The organism is Rhizobium sp. R86522, from assembly GCF_042466255.1.
GTDB lineage: Bacteria > Pseudomonadota > Alphaproteobacteria > Rhizobiales > Rhizobiaceae > Allorhizobium.
On sequence record NZ_JAXHBX010000001.1, the window covers coordinates 1,545,505 to 1,565,624 of the forward strand.

16 protein-coding genes are annotated in these 20,120 nt (G+C 61.2%); 8 read left to right on the forward strand and 8 right to left on the reverse strand.

Features of this window, described 5'->3' with window-relative positions:
• Nucleotides 1-115: 115 nt before the first annotated feature.
• The 4 genes from SJY08_RS07360 (at nucleotide 116) to SJY08_RS07375 (ending at nucleotide 5,096) form a co-directional block, all read left to right on the forward strand.
• Nucleotides 116-868, forward strand: a complete 753-nt coding sequence (locus SJY08_RS07360; RefSeq protein WP_377275185.1) for a FadR/GntR family transcriptional regulator — start codon at nucleotides 116-118, stop codon at nucleotides 866-868.
• A 70-nt stretch (nucleotides 869-938) separates the two neighbouring features.
• Entirely contained in the window at nucleotides 939-2,300 is a 1,362-nt protein-coding gene (gene glmU, locus SJY08_RS07365; protein ID WP_377275186.1) for a bifunctional UDP-N-acetylglucosamine diphosphorylase/glucosamine-1-phosphate N-acetyltransferase GlmU, read from the forward strand.
• Nucleotides 2,301-2,438: 138 nt separating this feature from the next.
• Entirely contained in the window at nucleotides 2,439-4,265 is a 1,827-nt protein-coding gene (glmS, locus tag SJY08_RS07370) for a glutamine--fructose-6-phosphate transaminase (isomerizing) (protein WP_377275187.1), read from the forward strand.
• A 102-nt stretch (nucleotides 4,266-4,367) separates the two neighbouring features.
• Nucleotides 4,368-5,096 (forward strand): DUF502 domain-containing protein, encoded by a 729-nt coding sequence (locus SJY08_RS07375; RefSeq protein ID WP_377275188.1) that lies wholly within the window; start codon nucleotides 4,368-4,370, stop codon nucleotides 5,094-5,096.
• Between the two features lie 12 nt (nucleotides 5,097-5,108).
• Here SJY08_RS07375 and recG read toward each other — a convergent pair whose 3' ends face one another.
• Entirely contained in the window at nucleotides 5,109-7,214 is a 2,106-nt protein-coding gene (gene recG / locus SJY08_RS07380; RefSeq protein ID WP_377275189.1) for an ATP-dependent DNA helicase RecG, read from the reverse strand.
• Between the two features lie 95 nt (nucleotides 7,215-7,309).
• Here recG and SJY08_RS07385 point away from each other — a divergent pair, with 95 nt between their 5' ends.
• From SJY08_RS07385 to SJY08_RS07395, 3 genes are all read left to right on the forward strand, one after another.
• Nucleotides 7,310-7,624: a succinate dehydrogenase assembly factor 2 gene (locus SJY08_RS07385; protein ID WP_054149205.1), complete on the forward strand. Its 315-nt coding sequence runs from the start codon at nucleotides 7,310-7,312 to the stop codon at nucleotides 7,622-7,624.
• Nucleotides 7,625-7,629: 5 nt separating this feature from the next.
• Nucleotides 7,630-11,136, forward strand: coding sequence for a transcription-repair coupling factor (gene mfd / locus SJY08_RS07390; RefSeq protein ID WP_377275190.1), 3,507 nt, complete (start codon nucleotides 7,630-7,632; stop codon nucleotides 11,134-11,136).
• A 181-nt stretch (nucleotides 11,137-11,317) separates the two neighbouring features.
• Nucleotides 11,318-12,031, forward strand: coding sequence for a DNA helicase (locus tag SJY08_RS07395; RefSeq protein WP_377275191.1), 714 nt, complete (start codon nucleotides 11,318-11,320; stop codon nucleotides 12,029-12,031).
• Nucleotides 12,032-12,046: 15 nt separating this feature from the next.
• Here the strand turns inward: SJY08_RS07395 and SJY08_RS07400 are convergent, their stop codons facing one another.
• The 3 genes from SJY08_RS07400 to SJY08_RS07410 form a co-directional block, all read right to left on the reverse strand.
• Complete coding sequence (locus SJY08_RS07400) at nucleotides 12,047-13,006, reverse strand: DMT family transporter (protein ID WP_377275192.1); 960 nt, start codon at nucleotides 13,004-13,006, stop codon at nucleotides 12,047-12,049.
• A 51-nt stretch (nucleotides 13,007-13,057) separates the two neighbouring features.
• Nucleotides 13,058-13,729: a DsbA family oxidoreductase gene (locus SJY08_RS07405; RefSeq protein ID WP_153762206.1), complete on the reverse strand. Its 672-nt coding sequence runs from the start codon at nucleotides 13,727-13,729 to the stop codon at nucleotides 13,058-13,060.
• 97 nt (nucleotides 13,730-13,826) lie between these two features.
• Nucleotides 13,827-15,632, reverse strand: a complete 1,806-nt coding sequence (locus SJY08_RS07410; protein WP_377275193.1) for an extracellular solute-binding protein — start codon at nucleotides 15,630-15,632, stop codon at nucleotides 13,827-13,829.
• Between the two features lie 272 nt (nucleotides 15,633-15,904).
• On the opposite strand from SJY08_RS07410, the gene SJY08_RS07415 reads away from it, so the two are divergent.
• Nucleotides 15,905-16,537, forward strand: coding sequence for an invasion associated locus B family protein (locus SJY08_RS07415; protein WP_054149211.1), 633 nt, complete (start codon nucleotides 15,905-15,907; stop codon nucleotides 16,535-16,537).
• A 78-nt stretch (nucleotides 16,538-16,615) separates the two neighbouring features.
• Here the strand turns inward: SJY08_RS07415 and hspQ are convergent, their stop codons facing one another.
• From hspQ to SJY08_RS07435, 4 genes are all read right to left on the reverse strand, one after another.
• Nucleotides 16,616-16,945, reverse strand: coding sequence for a heat shock protein HspQ (hspQ, locus tag SJY08_RS07420; protein WP_054149212.1), 330 nt, complete (start codon nucleotides 16,943-16,945; stop codon nucleotides 16,616-16,618).
• A gap of 86 nt (nucleotides 16,946-17,031) precedes the next feature.
• Nucleotides 17,032-17,952 carry a DMT family transporter gene (locus tag SJY08_RS07425; RefSeq protein ID WP_069041354.1) on the reverse strand — a complete coding sequence of 307 codons (921 nt, stop codon included), beginning with the start codon at nucleotides 17,950-17,952 and terminating at the stop codon, nucleotides 17,032-17,034.
• Between the two features lie 152 nt (nucleotides 17,953-18,104).
• Entirely contained in the window at nucleotides 18,105-19,514 is a 1,410-nt protein-coding gene (gene glnA / locus SJY08_RS07430) for a type I glutamate--ammonia ligase (protein WP_069041355.1), read from the reverse strand.
• A gap of 62 nt (nucleotides 19,515-19,576) precedes the next feature.
• Nucleotides 19,577-19,915 carry a P-II family nitrogen regulator gene (locus SJY08_RS07435; protein ID WP_006727717.1) on the reverse strand — a complete coding sequence of 113 codons (339 nt, stop codon included), beginning with the start codon at nucleotides 19,913-19,915 and terminating at the stop codon, nucleotides 19,577-19,579.
• Nucleotides 19,916-20,120 lie beyond the last annotated feature (205 nt).

Here is a 20,120-nt window from a genome sequence, read left to right on the forward strand (position 1 = left end):
GGGCGCTCTTTCTTGTTTAGGATTCCTAAAATTGCAGGAATACTCAGATAGCGCCTTCACCCGCATTGGCCTTTCGTATAACTACCCCAGCAAATAAGTCGGGGTGTGAGTCAGGATGCGGAAGGAAGAGGTTCGGGAACTGAAGGTCGTTTCCAATCTTCGGACGAGCCATGCGAAGGTGGTCGAGCAACTCGGCCTTGCGATCGTCGGGGGTCGATTTGGCATCGGCGAACCCTTGCCTGGGGATGCTGAACTGGAGGCTCAGTTCGATGTGTCGCGGTCCGTGCTGCGCGAGGCGATGAAGACGCTGACCGCCAAAGGTCTGGTGGTTGCCAAATCGCGTGTCGGGACACGGGTGACTGACCGCTGTCACTGGAACCTTGTCGATGAAGACGTGCTGCGCTGGCATTTCCGGACGGGCGTCACACACGAGTTCATCGATCATCTCTATGACGTCCGCATGGTCCTGGAGCCGGCATCGGCTGCGTTCGCGGCGCTGCGCGCTTCGGCGGCGGACTGTGCGGAACTGCGTCATTACGCCATGCTCCTGGGTTCCAACGAACTCGACTGGCAGGGACAGGTGGAGGCAGACTTACGCTTCCACGTTCTTTTGACCCTCGTCGGGGCCAACCCGTTTCTCGAAAGCATGGTCGGTTTCATAAAGGCCTCGCTCGACGGCGCTTTCACCATGGCCTTCGATCCTGAACTTGCCGGCCGCGGGGAGGCGATCAGCGAGCTTCATCTGGCCATCGTCGATGCGATCGAGCAAGGCGATGCCGAGACTGCGCGGGCCGCCACCGAACGGGCGATCGAGCAGGGGCGTGCAGCAGCGCTGAAGGCCGTCGAGAACTCCCAGAAGCGCGGCTAGTTCTCCGAACACTTGCGGGCGGCACCTGCTGGTATTAGTGAGGAACGCCATTCTCAGCTTGGAGCCATCCATGAACCGTACCTGTCTCGCCGTCGTTCTCGCTGCTGGTGACAGCACCCGCATGAAGTCGTCGATGTCGAAGGTGCTGCATCCGGTGGGTGGGCGTCCGATGATCGCGCATGTCATGGCATCGATCGCCGCGTCTGGTGTGTCTGATGTGGCGCTGGTTCTCGGTCGTGATGCCGAGAAGGTCGAAAAGGCAGCCTCGATCGAAGGGCTTGCGGTCGCAGGCGTGTTGCAGACCGAGCGCCTCGGCACCGGTCACGCCGTTCTGATGGCCAAGGAGGCGATTGCCCGCCGTTATGACGAGATCCTCGTTGCCTATGGCGATGTGCCGCTGATCACTGCCGCGCCGCTGAAAGCTGCCCGCGAAGCGCTTGCCGGCGGTGCCGATGTCGCCGTCATCGGTTTTCATACGGCCAATCCGACAGGTTATGGCCGTTTGCTTGTCGAAAATGGCGAGCTGGTCGCCATCCGCGAGGAAAAGGATGCGACCGAGGCCGAGCGCGCCGTGACCTGGTGCAACAGTGGTTTGATGGCGATCGACGGCAAGAAGGCCCTCGATCTCCTCTCCCGGATCGGCAACCAGAACGCCAAGGGTGAGTATTATCTGACCGACCTCGTCGAGATTGCCCGGTCCTTGGGTGGCAAGGCTGTCGCCGTGGACGCGCCGGAGAGTGAACTGACCGGCTGCAACAATCGCGCCGAGCTCGCCGTCATCGAGCGCCTCTGGCAGGAGCGCCGTCGCCACGAGCTGATGGTTTCGGGCGTGACGATGATCGCACCTGAGACGGTCTTCCTGAGCCACGACACGGTCATCGGACAAGATGCGCTGATCGAGCCGAACGTCGTCTTCGGTCCCGGGGTCACCGTCGAGGGCGGTGCCATCATCCATGCCTTCTCGCATCTCGAAGGCGCCCATGTGGCTGCTGGCGCGACCGTGGGCCCCTTTGCCCGCCTGCGTCCCGGCGCCAGCCTCGCCGAAGGCTCGAAGGTTGGCAATTTCTGCGAGGTGAAGAAGGCCGAGATCGGCCGTGGCGCCAAGGTCAACCACCTGACCTATATCGGCGACGCCGTCGTTGGCGCCGAGACCAATATCGGCGCTGGCACCATCACCTGCAATTATGATGGCGTGAACAAGTTTGAGACGCATATCGGGGCCGGGGCCTTCATCGGTTCCAATTCGTCGCTGGTGGCCCCGGTGAAGATCGGCGATGGCGCGCTCATCGCGTCCGGCAGCGTCATCACCGAGGATGTGCCCGCCGATGCACTCGCCTTTGGCCGTGCTCGCCAGGAGATGAAGCCGGGCCGCGCCGCAGTGATCCGCGAACGCAATCTGGCAATCAAGGCCGCCAAGAAGTCCGGCAAGTAAGAGCGCTAAAACAAACTTCACCGCTTGTTATGCTGCGTTGCATTACGAGACGAAATGCAATTTGACCTCACGCACAATTGCCTATTGCGGTGGAACCGCTAGGAAAAGCCGCGTGGTTGATACGAAACGGAGAATTTCATGTGCGGCATCGTTGGCATGGTCGGTAACAAGCCCGTAGCGGAGCGTCTGGTCGACGCCTTGAAGCGGCTCGAATATCGCGGCTATGATTCCGCCGGTGTGGCCACCATCAACGACGGCAAGCTCGACCGCCGCCGCGCTGAAGGCAAGCTCTTCAATCTTGAGACGAAGCTCGCAGGCGATCCGCTGCCCGGCAATATCGGCATTGCCCACACCCGCTGGGCAACCCATGGCGTGCCGAACGAAACGAACGCGCATCCGCATTTCGTGGAGGGCGTGGCGGTCGTTCACAACGGCATCATCGAGAATTTCTCCGAGATCAAGGAAGAACTCGCTGCCGAAGGTGCCGTCTTTGCCACCCAGACCGACACCGAAGTCGTCGCCCAGTTGCTCGCCAAGTATTGCCGCCAGGGTCTTGGCCGCCGCGAAGCCATGCACGAGATGCTGCGCCATGTGACCGGCGCCTATGCGCTTGCCGTCATCTTCCAAGACGATCCCTCGACCATCATGGCGGCCCGTTCCGGCCCGCCACTGGCGATCGGCTTTGGCGATGGCGAGATGTTCCTCGGCTCGGATGCCATTGCGCTCTCGCCCTTCACCAACCGCATCGCCTATCTCCACGACGGCGACTGGGCTGTCATCGGCAAGCAGGGCGCCCACATCTTCGACATGGACGGCAATCCGGTCGAACGCCCGGTGCAGATCTCCTCGGCGTCGGCCTACATGATCGACAAGGGCAATCATCGCCACTTCATGGAGAAGGAGATCTACGAGCAGCCGGAGGTGATCTCCCACGCCCTGTCCCATTACGTCGACTTCGCCAAGCACACCGTGCGCGAAGCCGCGAACGAGATCGATTTCGCCGGTTTGCGCGGCCTCGCCATTTCCGCCTGCGGCACAGCCTATCTGGCTGGCCTCGTCGGCAAATACTGGTTCGAACGTTATGCCCGCCTGCCGGTCGAAATCGATGTCGCCTCGGAATTCCGCTACCGCGAAATGCCGCTTTCGAAGGACCAGGCCGCCCTTTTCATCTCACAGTCCGGTGAAACTGCCGATACGCTCGCGTCGCTGCGCTACTGCCGTGATAACGGGCTGAAGATCGGTGCTGTCGTCAACGTCAAGGAATCGACGATCGCCCGCGAATTGGATGCTGTCTTCCCGATCCTCGCTGGTCCGGAAATCGGCGTCGCTTCCACCAAGGCCTTCACCTGTCAGCTCGCCGTGCTCGCCTCGCTGGCGCTCGCCGCCGGTCGTGCCCGTGGCACGATTGATGAGACGGAAGAAAAGCAGCTGGTGAAGAGCCTGGCCGAAATGCCGCGCATCATGAGCCAGGTGCTGAATGCGGTACAGCCGCAGATCGAAGCCCTGTCGCGTGACCTCTCCAAGTTCAAGGACGTGCTCTATCTCGGCCGTGGCACCAGCTATCCGCTGGCACTCGAAGGCGCGCTGAAGCTCAAGGAAATCTCTTATATCCACGCCGAAGGCTATGCCGCCGGCGAGTTGAAGCATGGCCCGATCGCCCTGATCGACGAGAACATGCCTGTGATCGTCATTGCACCTTTCGACCGCTTCTTCGAGAAGACCGTGTCGAACATGCAGGAAGTGGCAGCCCGCGGCGGTAAGATCATCTTCATCACCGACGAGAAGGGCGCTGCCGCCTCGAAGCTTGAGACCATGGCAACCATCGTGCTGCCCGTCGTCGCCGAGATCATCTCCCCGATGGTCTATTCCATCCCGATCCAGCTTCTCGCCTATCACACAGCTGTCTTCATGGGCACCGACGTCGACCAGCCGCGCAACCTCGCCAAGTCCGTCACGGTCGAGTGATCCCCGATCGGGGCAGTCCGCTGCCCCAATTCTTGCTCTTGCGCCATAGGTGTCACTCCGGCATTGTCCGCAGCGTTACGGCACTGCACAATGACGGCGGGCATGACCGAAGGTTCTGACAGGATTTCGATGGCGACCCGGCTCAGGAACAACTTCCTGACTGGTCTCATCATCTGCGCGCCGATGACGATCACCATCTATCTGACCTGGACCTTCATCCGCTGGGCAGACAGTTGGGTGAAGCCCTATTTGCCGGATCGCTACAATCCGGAAGCCTATCTCAAGTTCGCGGTGCCCGGCACCGGACTTCTCATCGCCATCCTCTTCATCACGCTCGTCGGCTTTCTTGGCCGCAACCTGATCGGTCGCTCGATCGTTTCCTACAGCGAGAATATCCTCAACCGGATGCCGCTGGTGCGTACCGTCTACAAGAGCACCAAGCAGATCTTTGAGACCGTGCTGAAGGAGCAGGGCAATTCCTTCAAGAAGGTCGGCCTGATCGAGTTTCCGCGCGCCGGGACCTGGGCGCTGGTCTTCGTTTCGACGGATGCCAAGGGAGAGATTGCCGCGAAGCTCAACCAGGACGGCGAGGAAATGGTGGCGGTCTTCCTCGCGCCGACCCCTGTTCCCACAGCCGGCTTCCTGATGTTCGTGCCGCGCAGCAAGCTGATGCTGCTCGATATGAGCCCGGAAGAGGGGGTGAAACTCTTGATCTCGGCCGGTCTGGTCACGCCGGACTACAAGCCGACCGTCGCGGACGCCATGGCGGCGTTTCAGGACCTCGCTGCGGACGACCCGGTTGGACCGCCCAAGCGCGCCGGCCGTTCCTGAATACGTCTTTCCTCACCCCGCATGCAGGAAGCGGATCGCCTCGTCGCGGCGATGCAGATAAAGCAGCGTTCTGACGGCTTCTCCGCGCTCCGACGTGAGTTCGGGGTCCCGCTCCAGCAGATAGGCCGCATCCTTGCGGGCGATCTCCAGCAGGTCGCCATGATGTTCAAGGCTGGCTATCTTGAAGCCTGGCGTGCCCGACTGCCGTGTGCCGAGAAGCTCGCCTTCACCGCGGAGCTTCAGATCCTCTTCGGCGATCAGGAAGCCATCTTCCGAATCGCGCAGGATCGACAGCCGCGCCTTGCCGGTTTCGCCGAGCGGGCCCTTGTAGAGCAGGATGCAGCTAGAGGCCTCATCGCCACGCCCGACGCGACCGCGCAGCTGGTGCAGCTGGGCAAGACCGAAGCGTTCGGCATGTTCGATCACCATGATCGTCGCATCCGGCACGTCGACGCCGACTTCGACAACGGTGGTGGCGACCAGCAGCCGCGTCTCGCCATTCTTGAAGGCAAGCATCGCGGCATCCTTTTCCGGCCCCGCCATGCGCCCATGCACCAAGCCGATCGGCGCCTTGATGAACTGGGCCAGCACCGATTGCCGCTCCTCGGCCGACATCAGCTCGCTTTCCTCCGTTTCCTCGACCAGCGGGCAGATCCAGTAGGCCTTCTTGCCCTCTGATATCGCGGCCCTCAGCCGTTCGATGACATCGGGCACACGCTCGGTCGGCACGGTCACTGTCTGGATCGGCTTGCGGCCTGCGGGCTTCTCGGTGAGCTTGGAGACATCCATGTCGCCGAAGGCGGCGAGCACCAGCGTGCGCGGGATTGGCGTTGCCGTCATGACCAGCATATGCGGCGAGATGCCCTTGGAGGTCAGCCGCAGACGCTGATGCACACCGAAGCGATGCTGCTCGTCGACCACGGCCAGCGTCAGGTTGTTGTAGCTGACGGCATCCTGGAAGAGGGCATGTGTGCCGATGACGATCTGCGCCTCGCCGGATGCGATCCGCTCCAGGATTGCCTCGCGCTCCTTGCCCTTTGTGCGGCCGGTCAGGACCTCAATCTTCAGACCGGCCGGCGCGCCGAGCTTGGCAAGGGTCGCATGATGCTGCCGCGCCAGGATTTCCGTCGGCGCCATCAGCACGGCCTGTCCGCCGGCCTCAACGGCTGCTGCCATGGCAAACAGCGCCACCAGCGTCTTGCCGGCACCCACGTCACCTTGCACCAGCCGCAACATGCGCTGGTCCGTCGCCATGTCCTTCAGGATGTCGTCGATCGCCGCCAGCTGGCTGTTGGTCGGCGTGAAGGGGAGGGTGGCGCGGATCTTTTCGCTGATCTCGCCGGTCGGCTTGATGGGGATGCCGGGAACCCTACGGAGCTTCTGCCGCACCAAGGCGAGCGACACCTGGCCGGCGAGGAATTCGTCATAGGCGAGCCTGCGTCTCGCCGGCGCCTGCGGGTCGATGTCCTTCTCGTCGCGCGGATTGTGAAGCGCAACGAGGCTTTCGCGCACGCTGGCGAAGCCCTGTTTCATGGCAAGCGGCGCATCCGCCCATTCCGGCAGCTCCGGCATACGCTCGACCGCAGCCTCCACCGCCTTGCGCAGCACCTTGGGTCCAAGCCCCGCCGTCAGCGGATAGACCGGCTCGACCAGCGGCAGGTTTTCCGCCTCGCTCGCCTTCATCATCAGGTCCGGATGCACCATCGAGGGGCGACCGTTGAACCAGTCGACCTTGCCCGACACCATGACGATTTCGTCGACGGGCAGCGCCTTTTCGAGCCAGTTGCCCTTGACCCGGAAGAAGGTGAGCGCCAGTTCCCCCGTCTCGTCATGCAGCATCACGCGGTAGGGCAGGTTGCTCTTGCCCTTAGGCGGCGGCAGATGTCGGTCGACACGGCCGGTGATCGTTACCAGCGAGCCCTGTTGGGCGTAGGCGATGCCCGGCTGGTGGCGCCGGTCGATCAGCCGGTGTGGCGCGAGGAAGAGCAGGTCGACGACGCGTGCGTCCTCGGCATCCTCGCGCCCGAGCAGTGTGGCGAGAAGCTGGGCAAGTTTGGGACCGACTCCGCTGAGCGAAGCCACGGAGGCAAAGAGGGGATCGAGAAGATGGGGACGCATGATGGGGGCAAAATGCCTCGCAAAATGCCTGTTTGGCAAGCTGACATTTGCCGGTCGCTGCTCTATAGAACGCCTAGAATTGGAAGGATGCTAAGATGACTGGACTGGTGAAAAGCAGTGCCGACCTCGATCCGCGCCGTCGGCGCATCCTGTTCCGCTGCTGGCATCGCGGTATCCGCGAGATGGACCTGATGCTTGGCCAGTTCTGCGAGGCCCATATCAGCGAGCTCTCTGATGAGGAGCTCGACGAGCTGGAGCGCATCATGGTCGAGGAGGACAACGATCTCGTCCGCTACATCACTGGTGCCGATCCCGTGCCGGCCCATCTCCAGACACCACTCTTCGAACGCATAGCCGCCCTGCGCCCGGATTTCTCACCGGTGACCGGCGAAGAAACCGCTGCAAAGTAACTGATATGCCCCTGATCGATGTGAAGCGGATTGTCGGCGCACAATCCGCGCTGACGCTTTCCCATGTACCCGACGGCATGGATGCCTTCATCCTCGCCGAACTGGCGCGTGAGGGGAAACCTGTCGCCTATGTGGTATCCGACGGGCAGCGGCTGCAGAACCTCGAGCAGACACTGAGTTTCGCAGCACCGGACATTCCGGTGCTGAGCCTGCCGGCCTGGGACTGCCTGCCTTACGATCGCGTCTCGCCGTCCGCTGATGTCTCGGCCCGGCGATTGGCGGCACTGTCGGGTTTGATTGCGCTCTATCTCAATCCGCATCCGGCAATCGTGCTGGTGACGGTCAATGCCATGCTGCAAAAGGTGGCACCGGCAGACGTGATCGACAGCCTCGGTTTTTCGGCGAAGCCCGGCAACCAGGTGCGCATGGACGACATTGCCGCACGTCTGGAGCGCAACGGTTTCGACCGCGTCGCAACGGTCCGCGAGGTCGGCGAATTCGCCGTGCGCGGCGGCATTCTCGATGTTTTCGTGCCTGGTGCGGAAGAGCCTGTTCGCCTCGATTTCTTCGGTGACACACTCGAAAGCATCCGCTCCTTCGATCCGGCAAGCCAGCGGACGATCGCACAGGTCCGTTCGCTAGATCTCAACCCGATGAGCGAGGTGACGCTGACGCCGGAGAGCATCAGCCGTTTTCGCAAGAACTATCTCTCGCTCTTTGGAGCCGCGACCCGCGACGATGCGCTCTATGCCGCCGTCTCGGAGGGGCGCCGGTATGCCGGCATGGAACATTGGCTCCCGATGTTCTACGACAAGCTGGAAACCACCTTCGATTATCTGCGCGGCTTCCGTATGGTCACCGACCATACCGTGCGTGAGGCAGCGGAAGAACGCGCCAAGCTGATCCGCGACTATTACGAGGCTCGCCTCAACTCGGCGACACCCGGCAAGGGCCATCTCGCCCAGGGCACGCCCTACAAGCCAGTTCCGCCGGAGCGGCTCTATCTCGGCGCTGGCGAATTCGGCAAGGCGCTCGACGCCTTCGATCCGATCCGCATCACGCCCTTTGCCGAAGCCAGTGGCGAGAGCCGCAAGGTGATCGAGGTCGAGGCACGACCAACACCGCGCTGGGCGAAGTCTGCCAATGAGGCGAGCAGCGAAGAAGGCAATCGTGCCAACGTCTTCGGCCAGGCCGTCAGCTATATCGCTGACAAACGTGCGGCCGGCTCCAAGGTCGTGGTGTCTGGTTGGTCGGAAGGTTCGCTCGACCGACTGCTGCAGGTGCTCAACGAACACGGACTGGAGCGGCTGGTGCCGGTCGCAGCACTCAAAGATGTCGACAAGCTGAAGAAGGGCGAGGCGGGCACTGCCGTGCTCAGCCTCGAAGGTGGTTTCGAGACAAACAATCTCGTCATCATCGGCGAGCAGGACATTCTCGGCGACCGTATGGTCCGCCGCTCCAAGCGCCGCAAGAGGGCCGCCGATTTCATCTCGGAAGTGGCTGGTATCGACGAAGGCTCGATCGTTGTGCACGCCGAGCATGGCATTGGCCGCTTCGTCGGTCTGCGCACCATCGAGGCCGCGGGTGCCCCGCATGCCTGTCTTGAATTGCAATATGCCGATGAGGCCAAGCTCTTCCTGCCGGTCGAAAACATCGATCTTCTCTCGCGCTATGGCGGCGAGGCGACCGAGGTGCAGCTTGACAAGTTGGGCGGCGGCGCCTGGCAGATGCGCAAGGCGAAGCTCAAGAAGCGCCTGCTCGATATGGCAGGAGCCCTGATCCGCATCGCCGCCGAGCGCATGACGCGGACGGCTCCGGTGCTCACCACCCAGGAAGGCCTCTACGACGAATTCGCCGCTCGTTTCCCCTATGACGAGACGGAAGACCAGGAAACGGCCATCGAATCCGTCCGTTCCGACCTCGGCGCCGGCCGGCCCATGGACCGCCTCGTCTGCGGCGACGTTGGTTTCGGCAAGACGGAAGTGGCGCTTCGCGCTGCCTTCATCGCCGCGATGAACGGCATCCAGGTGGCCGTCGTCGTGCCGACCACGCTCTTGGCCCGCCAGCATTTCAAGACCTTCTCCGAACGCTTCCGCGGCCTGCCCATCCGCGTCCAGCAGGCCTCGCGCCTTGTCGGCACGAAGGAGCTGAACCTCGTCAAGAAGGAAGTGGCAGACGGCAAAACCGACATCGTTGTCGGTACCCACGCGCTGCTCGGCACCGGTGTCAACTTCGCCAATCTCGGCCTGCTGATCATCGACGAGGAGCAACATTTCGGCGTCAAGCACAAGGAACGGCTGAAGGAGCTGAAGTCGGACGTGCACGTCCTGACGCTTTCGGCCACACCCATCCCGCGCACTCTGCAGCTTGCCATGACCGGCGTGCGCGAACTCTCGCTGATCACCACGCCGCCGGTGGACCGAATGGCGGTGCGCACCTTCATCTCGCCTTTCGATCCGCTCGTCATTCGCGAGACCCTGATGCGCGAGCATTATCGCGGCGGACAAAGCTTTTATGTCTGCCCGCGTCTCGCCGATCTCGCGGATGTGAAAAGCTTCCTCGACGAGAACGTGCCGGAGCTGAAGGTGGCGATCGCCCATGGCCAGATGGCCGCCGGTGAGCTCGAAGACATCATGAACGCCTTCTACGAGGGCCGCTACGATGTGCTTCTTTCGACGACCATTGTCGAATCCGGCCTCGACGTTCCCACGGCCAACACGCTGATCGTCCACCGTGCCGACATGTTCGGTCTCGCCCAGCTCTACCAGATCCGTGGCCGCGTCGGTCGCTCCAAGGTCCGCGCCTTTGCGCTGCTGACGCTGCCGGTCAACAAGGTGCTGACGGCGGGTGCCGAACGGCGTCTGAAGGTTCTGCAGTCGCTCGATACGCTGGGCGCCGGCTTCCAGCTCGCCAGCCACGATCTGGATATCCGCGGCGCCGGCAATCTGCTCGGCGAGGAGCAGTCCGGCCACATCAAGGAAGTCGGCTTTGAACTCTACCAGCAGATGCTGGAAGAGGCGGTTGCCGAGGTGAAGGGTGTCGATGAAGTGGTCGATACCGGCTGGTCGCCGCAGATCCAGGTCGGCACCTCGGTCATGATCCCGGAAAACTACGTGCCGGACCTGCATCTGCGCATGGCACTCTATCGCCGCCTCGGCGAATTGGACGACCTCAGAGAGATCGACGGATTCGGCGCCGAATTGATCGACCGCTTCGGTCCGATGCCGATCGAGGTTCAGCACCTGCTCAAGGTGGTTTACATCAAGGCGCTGTGCCGCACGGCCAATGTCGAGAAGCTGGAAGCAGGCCCCAAGGGTGTCGTCGTTCAGTTCCGCGGCAAACAGTTCCCCAATCCGGCAGCGCTGGTCGGCTATATCGCCAAGCAGGGCAGCATGGCGAAGATCAGGGCGGACCACTCGGTGTTCCTCACCCGCGACCTCCCGACGCCAGAAAAGCGGTTGGCAGGGGCTGCAGTGGTGATGACGCAGTTGGCGGAGTTGGCGAAGGGCTGATCCGTCGGCTCTTCCTGTTCGCCAGCGAATCGGTCTAGTTTCGTTGGGTGCACGGCCCGTGCCTCCCCCCTCCACTCGGGAAAGCATTTTCTATGTTGGGCGTTGATTGACATCCGAACCGAAGATTCGGGCGCGGCATGAGGAGGGGTTGCGATTTTTGCCCGTCATCAGAGGTAATACGATGACGCAATCCATTCCGTTATTTTATCTGAAGCGCAAAGCACGTCTCATGAGCAGACGGGAGGGCATTCCCCTGGCCGCAGCGCTCAACGAAGTCGCACGCGAACAGGGTATTTCGAGCTGGAGTCTGCTTGCAGAAAGGCGAACTGCTACAACATCTAACCGCATGAATTATCGGCGTTTGCGGGCGGGTGAACTGGTGCTGGTTGCCGCCCGACCAGGGCAGGGGAAGACACTTCTCACCCTGCAGATACTAATCGATGCCATGCGCAATGGTCAGCATGGCGTGTTTTTTACCCTTGCCTATACCGAACGCGAAGTTCTTGAGCGGATGCATCGGCTCGATGCAACCCCGTCGGAATTCAACGGTCTCTTCGAGCTTCATGATTCCGACCGTATTGATGCGGATTACATTATCGCCTCGCTCGACGGTCTGCCGTCGGGCACTGTGGTGGTGATCGATTACCTTCAAATGCTGAACGAACGACGGGAGACCCCTGACCTCGAGCATCAGGTTGGTCAGTTGCGCGCCTACGCAAAGGCAAACGGGCTCGTAATGATCTTCATCTCGCAGGTCGATCGACGCTTCGAGGCGGAGCGGGGCGGATTGCCGGGGCATGCCCATATCCGCCTGCCCAACCCGCTTGATCTCTCCCTGTTCGATCGCTTCATCTTTCTGAACGCAGGTGCAATACAAGAGGTGAATGCAGCCTGACAGGGCTAAAAGAGGTCAATCACCGGCGCGGCGAGCTTCGCCGTCCTCCGGCTTGATCGCCAGCGCCGCATCCGTCTTGCCGGCTACCGGCGGCGGAAGCGGCGTGTCGCGTTTGCGCTCGCGGATCAGCGTCAGGAGCCCTGACCCGACGATCAGCACGATGCCGATGCCCATCGGCCAGTCGACCTTGTCGCCGAAGACGAGGTAGCCCAGCAGGATGGCCCAGAGCATCTGGCTGTACTGGATCGGTCCGACGATCGGGGCGGGGGCATAAAACGACGCCAGCATCATGAAGATGTTGCCGACGGCGGCGAGCAGGCCGAAGGCGGCAAGCAGCATCAGGTCATAACGGTCGGGTGCCTGGAAATCCGGCAGAGAGAAGGCAGCACAGATGATCACGCTGCCGAGCAGGCCCGCGCCGTAGAGCGAGATGTTCTTCTCCTGCGGGCCCATGGCGCGGAAGATGATGATCGTGACGGCGCCGGCAAAACCGGAAATCAGCGCTGCCAGATGCCCGATTTCAAGTTCGCGAAAACCAGGCCTCAGCACCACCAGCACGCCGAGGAAGCCGATCAGGACGGCTGCCCAGCGTTTCATACCCACCTCTTCCTTGAGGAAGATCACCGACATGATCGTCGCAAAGCTCGGCAGCAGGAAGATCAGGCAGAATGCTTCCGCCATCGATAGCTGGGTAAAGGCAATGATGCTGCCGACCGTGCCCACGGCAGAACAGACGAAGCGGAGGCCCCATAGCGGCCAGTTTGTGCTGCGCACCAGATCCGTATAGCGGTCGCCGCGCTTCATCAGGAAGGGGATTGCCAGGAAGCCGAACAGGCTACCGATGAAACCTGCCTCGAAGGCGGGTACGCGCCCTTCCACCAGCTTCACGGCGGCATCGCTGAAGGAATAGGCGGCAAAGCAGATGAAGGCGAAGAAGACGCCTTTGAGGGTCGTGTCGGAGGATGACAAGGTCATGATCCCGGGGAGGAGGTTGCCTCTCCGGGATACGGCTGTTCGTTACAACCGTCAATTCAGATTGCGGAGAGCTTCGGCCTTCGCCTTGGCGATTTCGCGCAAGGCATTGGCGAGTTCCGCCGGCGGCTGGGCGCCGCTGACCGCGTATTGCTGGTCGAAGATGAAGAACGGCACACCGTTCACGCCCATCTGCTTGGCGGCTTCCACCTCGGACAGTACGTGGTTGACGTCAGCATCGCCTGACAGCAGCGATTCGATCACCGGACGCGACAGACCGGCCTCGGTCGCGATGTCGAGCAGTACGGCAGTGTCGCCGATATTACGGCCCTGCTCGAAGTTTGCCTTGAACAGGAGATCGACCACGCGGGTCTGCGTCTCCCGGCTTTCCTGGCCGGCCCAATGGATCAACCGGTGCGCATCGAGCGTGTTCGGGCCGACTTTGATGGCTTCGAAATCGAAGGCAATGCCGACCTCGGCGCCGAGCGACTTCAGATGCGCATGCGCCTGGTCCATCTTGTCCTTGCCGCCCAGCTTCTTCGCCAGTTCCACCTGCTGGTCGACACCTTCTGGCGGATAGTCGGGATTGAGCTGATAGGGGCGCCAGTTGATGTCGACGCTGACTTCGTCTTGCACTTCGGCGATCGCGAGTTCGAGCCGCGCCTTGCCGAGATAACACCAGGGGCAGACCACGTCGGATACGAGGTCGATGGTGATGCGGTCCATGAGGGTGTCCTTTCCTGGCAGAGGTATGCCTGTCACTTAAAGCAAAGCGGGCCGGAGACAAGCTCCGGCCCTGAAACACAGCGTCAATTGCTTGGGGTTACTGGGCGCGTGCGTCGAACCAGGTCGAGCGCTGGTAGCCATAGAGCGGGGCTGCGTCCGGCCGTCCGATATGCTTCCAGCGGGCGACCCATTGCTCGCCGATATGATAAAGCGGCACGAGATAGTGCCCGGCAACCAGGAGCCGGTCATAGGCGCGTACGGCCGCCTGGAAATCGGCTGGATCGCGGGCCTGCAGGAGCGCCTCGATCATGCGGTCGATGTCGGGATCGGCAACGCCGGCGTAATTGAAGCTGCCCTGGGCGTCCTTTGCTTCGGATGCCCAGCGATTGACCTGCTCGGCGCCGGGCGAGAGCGACGAGGTGTATGCTTTGATGATCATGTCGTAGTCGAAGCTGTTGGAGCGCGCCTGATACTGCGCGTCGTCAACTGTCCGGATGGCCATGTCGATGCCGATCAGCTTCAGCGTCCGCTGAAACGCGATGGCCATCTTCTCCTGACCTTCGTTCTGGGTCATCACCTCGAAGGTGAGCGGCTTGCCGGCGGCATCGATCATCTTGCCGCTCTGGATCTTGTATCCCGCTTCCTGGAAGAGCCTGACGGCCTTGCCGAGCGCCTTGCGGTCGCCTCCAGAGCCGTCCGTGGCCGACTGCGTAAAGGTGCCGGCGAGAATTTCCGGCGACAACTTGTCCTTCGCAGGCCCGAGCAGAGCGAGTTCCTTCTCGTCTGCGGCATTGCCGAAGGCCCCGAGCCTAGAGTTCTGCCAATAGCTTTGGGTACGGGTGAAGGCATTGCCGAAGAGTGTCTTGTTCATCGATTCGAAATCGAAGGCGGTGCTGATTGCCTCGCGTACCTTGACGTCCGAAAAGATCGGGCGGCGGGTGTTGAAGACAAAGCCGAGCATGCCGGAGGGAAGGCCAGGTTTGAAGGCTTCCTTCACGACATCGCCATTCTCTGCGGCCGGGAAATTGTAGGCCCGCTGCCAATGGTTGGAATCGCCATCCGGATAGATGTCGATCTCACCCTTCTTGAAGGCCTCGAACAGCGTTGCCTCCTGGAGGAAATAGGTGACGCTGATCTCGTCGTAATTGTCGAAGCCGACCTTCGAAGGAAGGTCCTTGCCCCAATAGTCGGGATCACGCGCCCAGGTGACCTTCTCGCCGGGTTTCAGCTCCTTGATCCTGTAGGGACCCGAACCGACGGGGATGGCAAGTCCGCCCTGATCGAAGGTCTCAGGATCGATCGCGTGCTTCGGCAGGATCGGAGTTGAATTGGCGAAGATCAGCGGTGTCTCGCGATTGGCCTTTTCGTTGAAGGTGAACTTGATGCCGTGCTCGCCGACCTTCTCCATGCTGGCGACGGCATTGAGCCGGCCGTTGAAGGGCGGTCGTCCCTTGTCGCGCAACAGTTCGAAGGTGAAGATCACATCTTCGGGAGTGACCGGCTTGCCGTCATGCCAGCGCGCTTTGGGGTTGAGATTGAACTGCACATAGGTGCGGTCGGCATCCCATTCGACGGTTTCTGCAAGCAGGCCGTAGAGCGTGAAGGGTTCATCGGCAGACCGGGACATCAGCGGCTCGTAGAGCAGATTGCCGAATTCCGGATCCCAGACGCCGCGCGCCGTCGTGCGCATGCCCTTGAGGACAAAGGGGTTCAGCGCATCGTAGGTGCCGACCACGCCGTAATTGACCTTGCCACCCTTCTTCACATCAGGATTTACATAAGGAAAATGCGTGTAGTCGGCGGCAAGCGCAGGCTCGCCATGCATGGCGATCCCGTGCATGGGTTGTGCCTGAGCGGCAGCGGCAAAGGGTAGAATAAGCAGAGTGAACAAGAGACGGCGCAAGGCGGCGATCCTCCCCGAATTAGAATCTCGAATGTACCGGGACGCTAGCACACTCACCATAAAACCAACACAAGCGGGTGAGAATGAGGAGATGTGAGTCGATCCGGCGTCAAAGAAACGCTGGATATTGTGGCCGCCGCGATGTAACAGGTGAGCCAGATCGCAGGGTCATGTATTTGCCTCATTTGAACCACAGGTGAGGGCAGACAAGACCGGTGAATGACGCGGCACACAAGTCCGCGCGACAGGGGTTTTCAGGAGACGGAATACGTATGATGTTCAAACTTAGCAACGCAACGCGGACGGCTGTGTCTGCAATCGCTCTGTCCTTCGCGGCAAGCGCCATGCCGGTCGTCGCACAGGCACAGGAAGCCGCCGCTCCCTCCGAGCCGCGGTGGTTCAAGACCTGCGCCAAGCAGGAAGAATCCGACGTCTGCGTGGTCCAGAACCAGCTCGTCGCCGCAAACGGCCAGCTGATCACCGCCGTCGGCCTGATCACGGTCGAAGGCAAGGTCAATCGCAAGCTGCTGCAGGTCACGGTTCCCTCGGCCCGTCTCATCCCGCCGGGCGTGATGATGCAGATCGATGGCGCCAAGGGCACCAAGCTCGACTACGCTGTCTGCCTGCCCGACCGCTGCACCGCCGAAATCCCGCTGACCGACGCGATCATCGACAGCCTGAAGAAGGGTGGCGAGGTCGTGTTCACCTCGATCAACTTCCGCCGCGCGCCGAACCCGATCAAGATCCCGCTGAGCGGCTTCACCGGCGCGTTTGACGGCGAAGCGATGTCGCAGTCGCAGGCCGAAGAGCGCCAGCGTCTGCTGCAGGAAGCGATGCAGAAGAAGCAGGAAGAGCGCAACAAGGCGATCACCGACGCCCAGAACGCTGCCAAGCAGGGCAACTGATCCGCTTCACGGCACTGAAATGAAAAAAGCCCGCGTCATCAGACGCGGGCTTTTTCGTATCAGGCATAGGGCTTGCGTTTAGTGCGCAAAGTTCATCTTCGGCTTGTAGCGACCCGTCTGCTGGGGTTCGAAGATCTGCTGGATCTGCGGATTGCGCAGAGGCTCCGGGCTCTGGTCGCGCTCAAGATTCTGCTCGGACACGTAAGCCACATATTCCGTCTCGGAGTTCTCCGCGAGCAGATGATAGAAGGGCTGGTCCTTGTGCGGCCGAACCTCGGCAGGAATTGCGTTCCACCATTCCTCGGAATTGGCAAACTCCGGATCAACATCGAAGATCACGCCGCGGAACGGAAAGAACTTGTGCCGTACGACGTCCCCGATACCAAATTTAGCGCTTCGTTGTTTCATGGTTTGACTTCCTTTCCTTGTCATATCTGGGAAGAAAGCCCGGCAAAATCAAGGATGGTGTGTGACAGCGTGGCCGGATGCCACAGCTAGGCCGTTTTTCGCCCAGGTGCGGTTGCAAGGATCAGTCCGCCGGTCACCAAGACGATGCCGATGGCGTGATAGTGTTCGAAGCGTTCGCCGAGGAAGACGACGGCCATCAGGATGGACATCGGCGGCATGAGGTAAAGGGTCATTCCGGCGATCCCGGGCCCGAAGACCTGGACGGCATGCTGGAAGCAGTAGAAGGCCGCCAGCGAGGCAAAGAGAATGATCCCGGCAAGCTTGGCGAACTCCATCCAGGTGTCGGGCAGGGGGCCGCCCGAGGCCATTTCGATCAGTCCCGGCGGGATCAGGACAATCGCGCCGGACAAAGCCAAAAGAGCGAACAGAGGCAGCGGTGGCATTGCGCGGACGGAGGGGCGCCGCAGCAAGAGGGAATAGGCGGCAAAGGCGACTGCAGCCACAAGGATGGCGAGATCACCGATGTTGAAGGTGAGTTCGAGAAGCGCTTCGGGGTGGCCCTTCAGCACGATCGCAACGACCCCGCCGAAGGCGATGATCATGCCGAGAAGCTCACGACCGGTGATCGCGCGCTTCTGAAACAGCCACTGGAACAGGATGATGAAGAGCGACGAGGTCGTGTAGATCAGCGTCGCGTTCGAGGCGGTGGTGAGGGTCAGCGCCCAGTAGACCACGCCGCCGCAAATACCCATGCCGAGAATGCCAAGCGTCAGCCAGAGCGCGGTGTGTTGCCGGACAAAGGCCATGCAGGCCTGCCGCTGCTGCCAGATGAAGGGCGACATCAGGATCGCGGCTCCGACCCATCGCAACAGCGCCGTGGTGAAAGGCCCGACCTCACCGGTGATCCCGCGACCGAAGATCAGGTTTGACGAGAAGAACAAGGGCGCCAGGAAGAACAGCAGCCAGTCGTAGAGGCGCGGATCGGTGGTCTGGTGGGGAGCGGGCATGGAGGATCGCTGTCGCGGAGGGAAGGGCTATCCAAGTGCTAGCGCGTCACTGTCCTTCATGAAAGCAGCATTTCCTCGAAACCGTACCCATGTGAACGAAAAACGCCGGCGGATCTCTCCGCCGGCGCCTCTTCATTGTCAGGCTCGGACAATCAAGCCGAGTAGTACATGTCGAATTCGACCGGATGCGGGGTCATTTCGAAGCGCATGACTTCCTGCATCTTCAGTTCGATGAACGAATCGATCTGGTCGTCGTCGAAGACGCCGCCGGCGGTCAGGTACTTGCGATCCTTGTCCAGGCTTTCGAGCGCTTCGCGCAGCGAACCGCAGACCGTCGGGATCTTCTTCAGTTCCTTCGGCGGCAGGTCGTAGAGATCCTTGTCCATGGCCTTGCCAGGATGGATCTTGTTCTTGATGCCGTCGAGACCGGCCATCAGCATGGCAGCGAAAGCGAGGTAAGGGTTCGCGGTCGGATCCGGGAAGCGGACTTCGACGCGCTTTGCCTTCGGGTTGGAGCCGAACGGGATGCGGCACGAGGCCGAACGGTTGCGGGCCGAATAGGCGAGCAGAACCGGTGCTTCGTAGCCCGGGACCAGACGCTTGTAGGAGTTGGTCGACGGGTTGGAGAAGGCGTTGATCGACTTGGCGTGCTTGATGATGCCGCCGATGAAGAACAGGCAGCTTTCCGAAAGACCGGCATATTCGTCGCCGGCGAAGGTCGGCTTGCCGTCCTTCCAGATCGACATGTGCACGTGCATGCCAGAGCCGTTGTCACCGAAGATCGGCTTCGGCATGAAAGTCGCGGTCTTGCCATAGGCATTGGCGACCTGGTGGACGACGTACTTGTAGATCTGCATCTTGTCGGCGTTGCGCACCAGCGCGTCGAACTTGATGCCAAGCTCGTGCTGGGCTGCTGCCACTTCGTGGTGGTGCTTTTCGACGACGACGCCCATTTCGCCGAGAACCGTCAGCATTTCGGAACGCATGTCCTGCAGGCTGTCGATCGGCGGAACCGGGAAGTAGCCGCCCTTGACGCGCGGACGGTGACCGAGGTTGCCGGTTTCGTAGTCGGTGTCGTCGTTCGACGGCAGTTCCGTCGAATCGAGCTTGAAGCCGGTGTTGTAGGGGTCGGCCTTGTACTTCACGTCGTCGAAGACGAAGAATTCGGCTTCCGGACCAACGAAAATGGTGTCGCCGATGCCCGATGCCTTGAGATAGGCTTCGGCCTTCTTGGCGGTGCCGCGCGGGTCGCGGTTATAGGCTTCGCCCGAGACAGGATCGAGGATGTCGCAAAGGATGACCATCGTCGACTGGGCGAAGAAGGGGTCCATGTGGACGGTGGCCGGATCCGGCATCAGCACCATGTCGGACTCGTTGATGGCCTTCCAGCCGGCAATCGAGGAACCGTCGAACATGACGCCATCGGCGAACATGTCTTCGTCGACGCAGGCGATGTCCATCGTCACGTGCTGCAGCTTGCCCTTCGGATCGGTGAAGCGCAGGTCGACGAACTTGATGTCGTTGTCCTTGATCTGTTTCAGAATATCGTTTGCGGTCGTCATATTCTTATATTCCTCGCGTGAGCTGACGATTGAAACCCGACCTCCCTTGGTGTCGGGTCCGATTATATGGCGTCGATACCGGTTTCGCCGGTTCGAATGCGGACGACTTCTTCGACGTTCGAAACGAAGATTTTGCCGTCGCCGATGCGGCCCGTCTGAGCTGCATTGCGGATGGCGTCGATGACGGCCTCCACGTTTTCGTCGGCCAGTACAACTTCGACCTTCACCTTGGGCAGGAAGTCCACGACATATTCGGCGCCGCGATAGAGCTCGGTATGGCCCTTCTGGCGACCGAAGCCCTTGGCTTCCGTCACGGTGATACCCTGCAAGCCGACTTCCTGAAGGGCTTCCTTCACTTCGTCGAGCTTGAAAGGCTTGATGATCGCTTCGATCTTTTTCATGAGAAAATTTCTCTCCGCTTCCTCAGTAAAGCAGGATGAGCCCCGCCCGCCGGGCTGGATGCAGGGAATGTGCCAGTTTTTCGCGAAAATCGCGCGAAAACCGTCGCCTCCTCCGTCCGACAGGGCAAATCTCCAGCAAAATGACCGGAAAAGCCAGCCCGTTTCCTGCAAAATATCGATTTTAGCCAATCTTTTTTCCAGGGCT

Excerpts from the sequence above, each read along its gene's own strand:
- hspQ (WP_054149212.1), bottom strand. The coding sequence starts at position 16,945 with ATGAAACAACGAAGCGCTAAATTTGGTATCGGGGACGTCGTACGGCAC.
- SJY08_RS07395 (WP_377275191.1), top strand. The coding sequence starts at position 11,318 with ATGACGCAATCCATTCCGTTATTTTATCTGAAGCGCAAAGCACGTCTC.
- SJY08_RS07415 (WP_054149211.1), top strand. The coding sequence starts at position 15,905 with ATGATGTTCAAACTTAGCAACGCAACGCGGACGGCTGTGTCTGCAATC.
- mfd (WP_377275190.1), top strand. The coding sequence starts at position 7,630 with ATGCCCCTGATCGATGTGAAGCGGATTGTCGGCGCACAATCCGCGCTG.
- SJY08_RS07385 (WP_054149205.1), top strand. The coding sequence starts at position 7,310 with ATGACTGGACTGGTGAAAAGCAGTGCCGACCTCGATCCGCGCCGTCGG.
- SJY08_RS07405 (WP_153762206.1), bottom strand. The coding sequence starts at position 13,729 with ATGGACCGCATCACCATCGACCTCGTATCCGACGTGGTCTGCCCCTGG.
- SJY08_RS07375 (WP_377275188.1), top strand. The coding sequence starts at position 4,368 with ATGACCGAAGGTTCTGACAGGATTTCGATGGCGACCCGGCTCAGGAAC.
- SJY08_RS07400 (WP_377275192.1), bottom strand. The coding sequence starts at position 13,006 with ATGACCTTGTCATCCTCCGACACGACCCTCAAAGGCGTCTTCTTCGCC.
- recG (WP_377275189.1), bottom strand. The coding sequence starts at position 7,214 with ATGCGTCCCCATCTTCTCGATCCCCTCTTTGCCTCCGTGGCTTCGCTC.
- SJY08_RS07435 (WP_006727717.1), bottom strand. The coding sequence starts at position 19,915 with ATGAAAAAGATCGAAGCGATCATCAAGCCTTTCAAGCTCGACGAAGTG.
- SJY08_RS07425 (WP_069041354.1), bottom strand. The coding sequence starts at position 17,952 with ATGCCCGCTCCCCACCAGACCACCGATCCGCGCCTCTACGACTGGCTG.
- glmU (WP_377275186.1), top strand. The coding sequence starts at position 939 with ATGAACCGTACCTGTCTCGCCGTCGTTCTCGCTGCTGGTGACAGCACC.
- glnA (WP_069041355.1), bottom strand. The coding sequence starts at position 19,514 with ATGACGACCGCAAACGATATTCTGAAACAGATCAAGGACAACGACATC.
- SJY08_RS07360 (WP_377275185.1), top strand. The coding sequence starts at position 116 with ATGCGGAAGGAAGAGGTTCGGGAACTGAAGGTCGTTTCCAATCTTCGG.
- glmS (WP_377275187.1), top strand. The coding sequence starts at position 2,439 with ATGTGCGGCATCGTTGGCATGGTCGGTAACAAGCCCGTAGCGGAGCGT.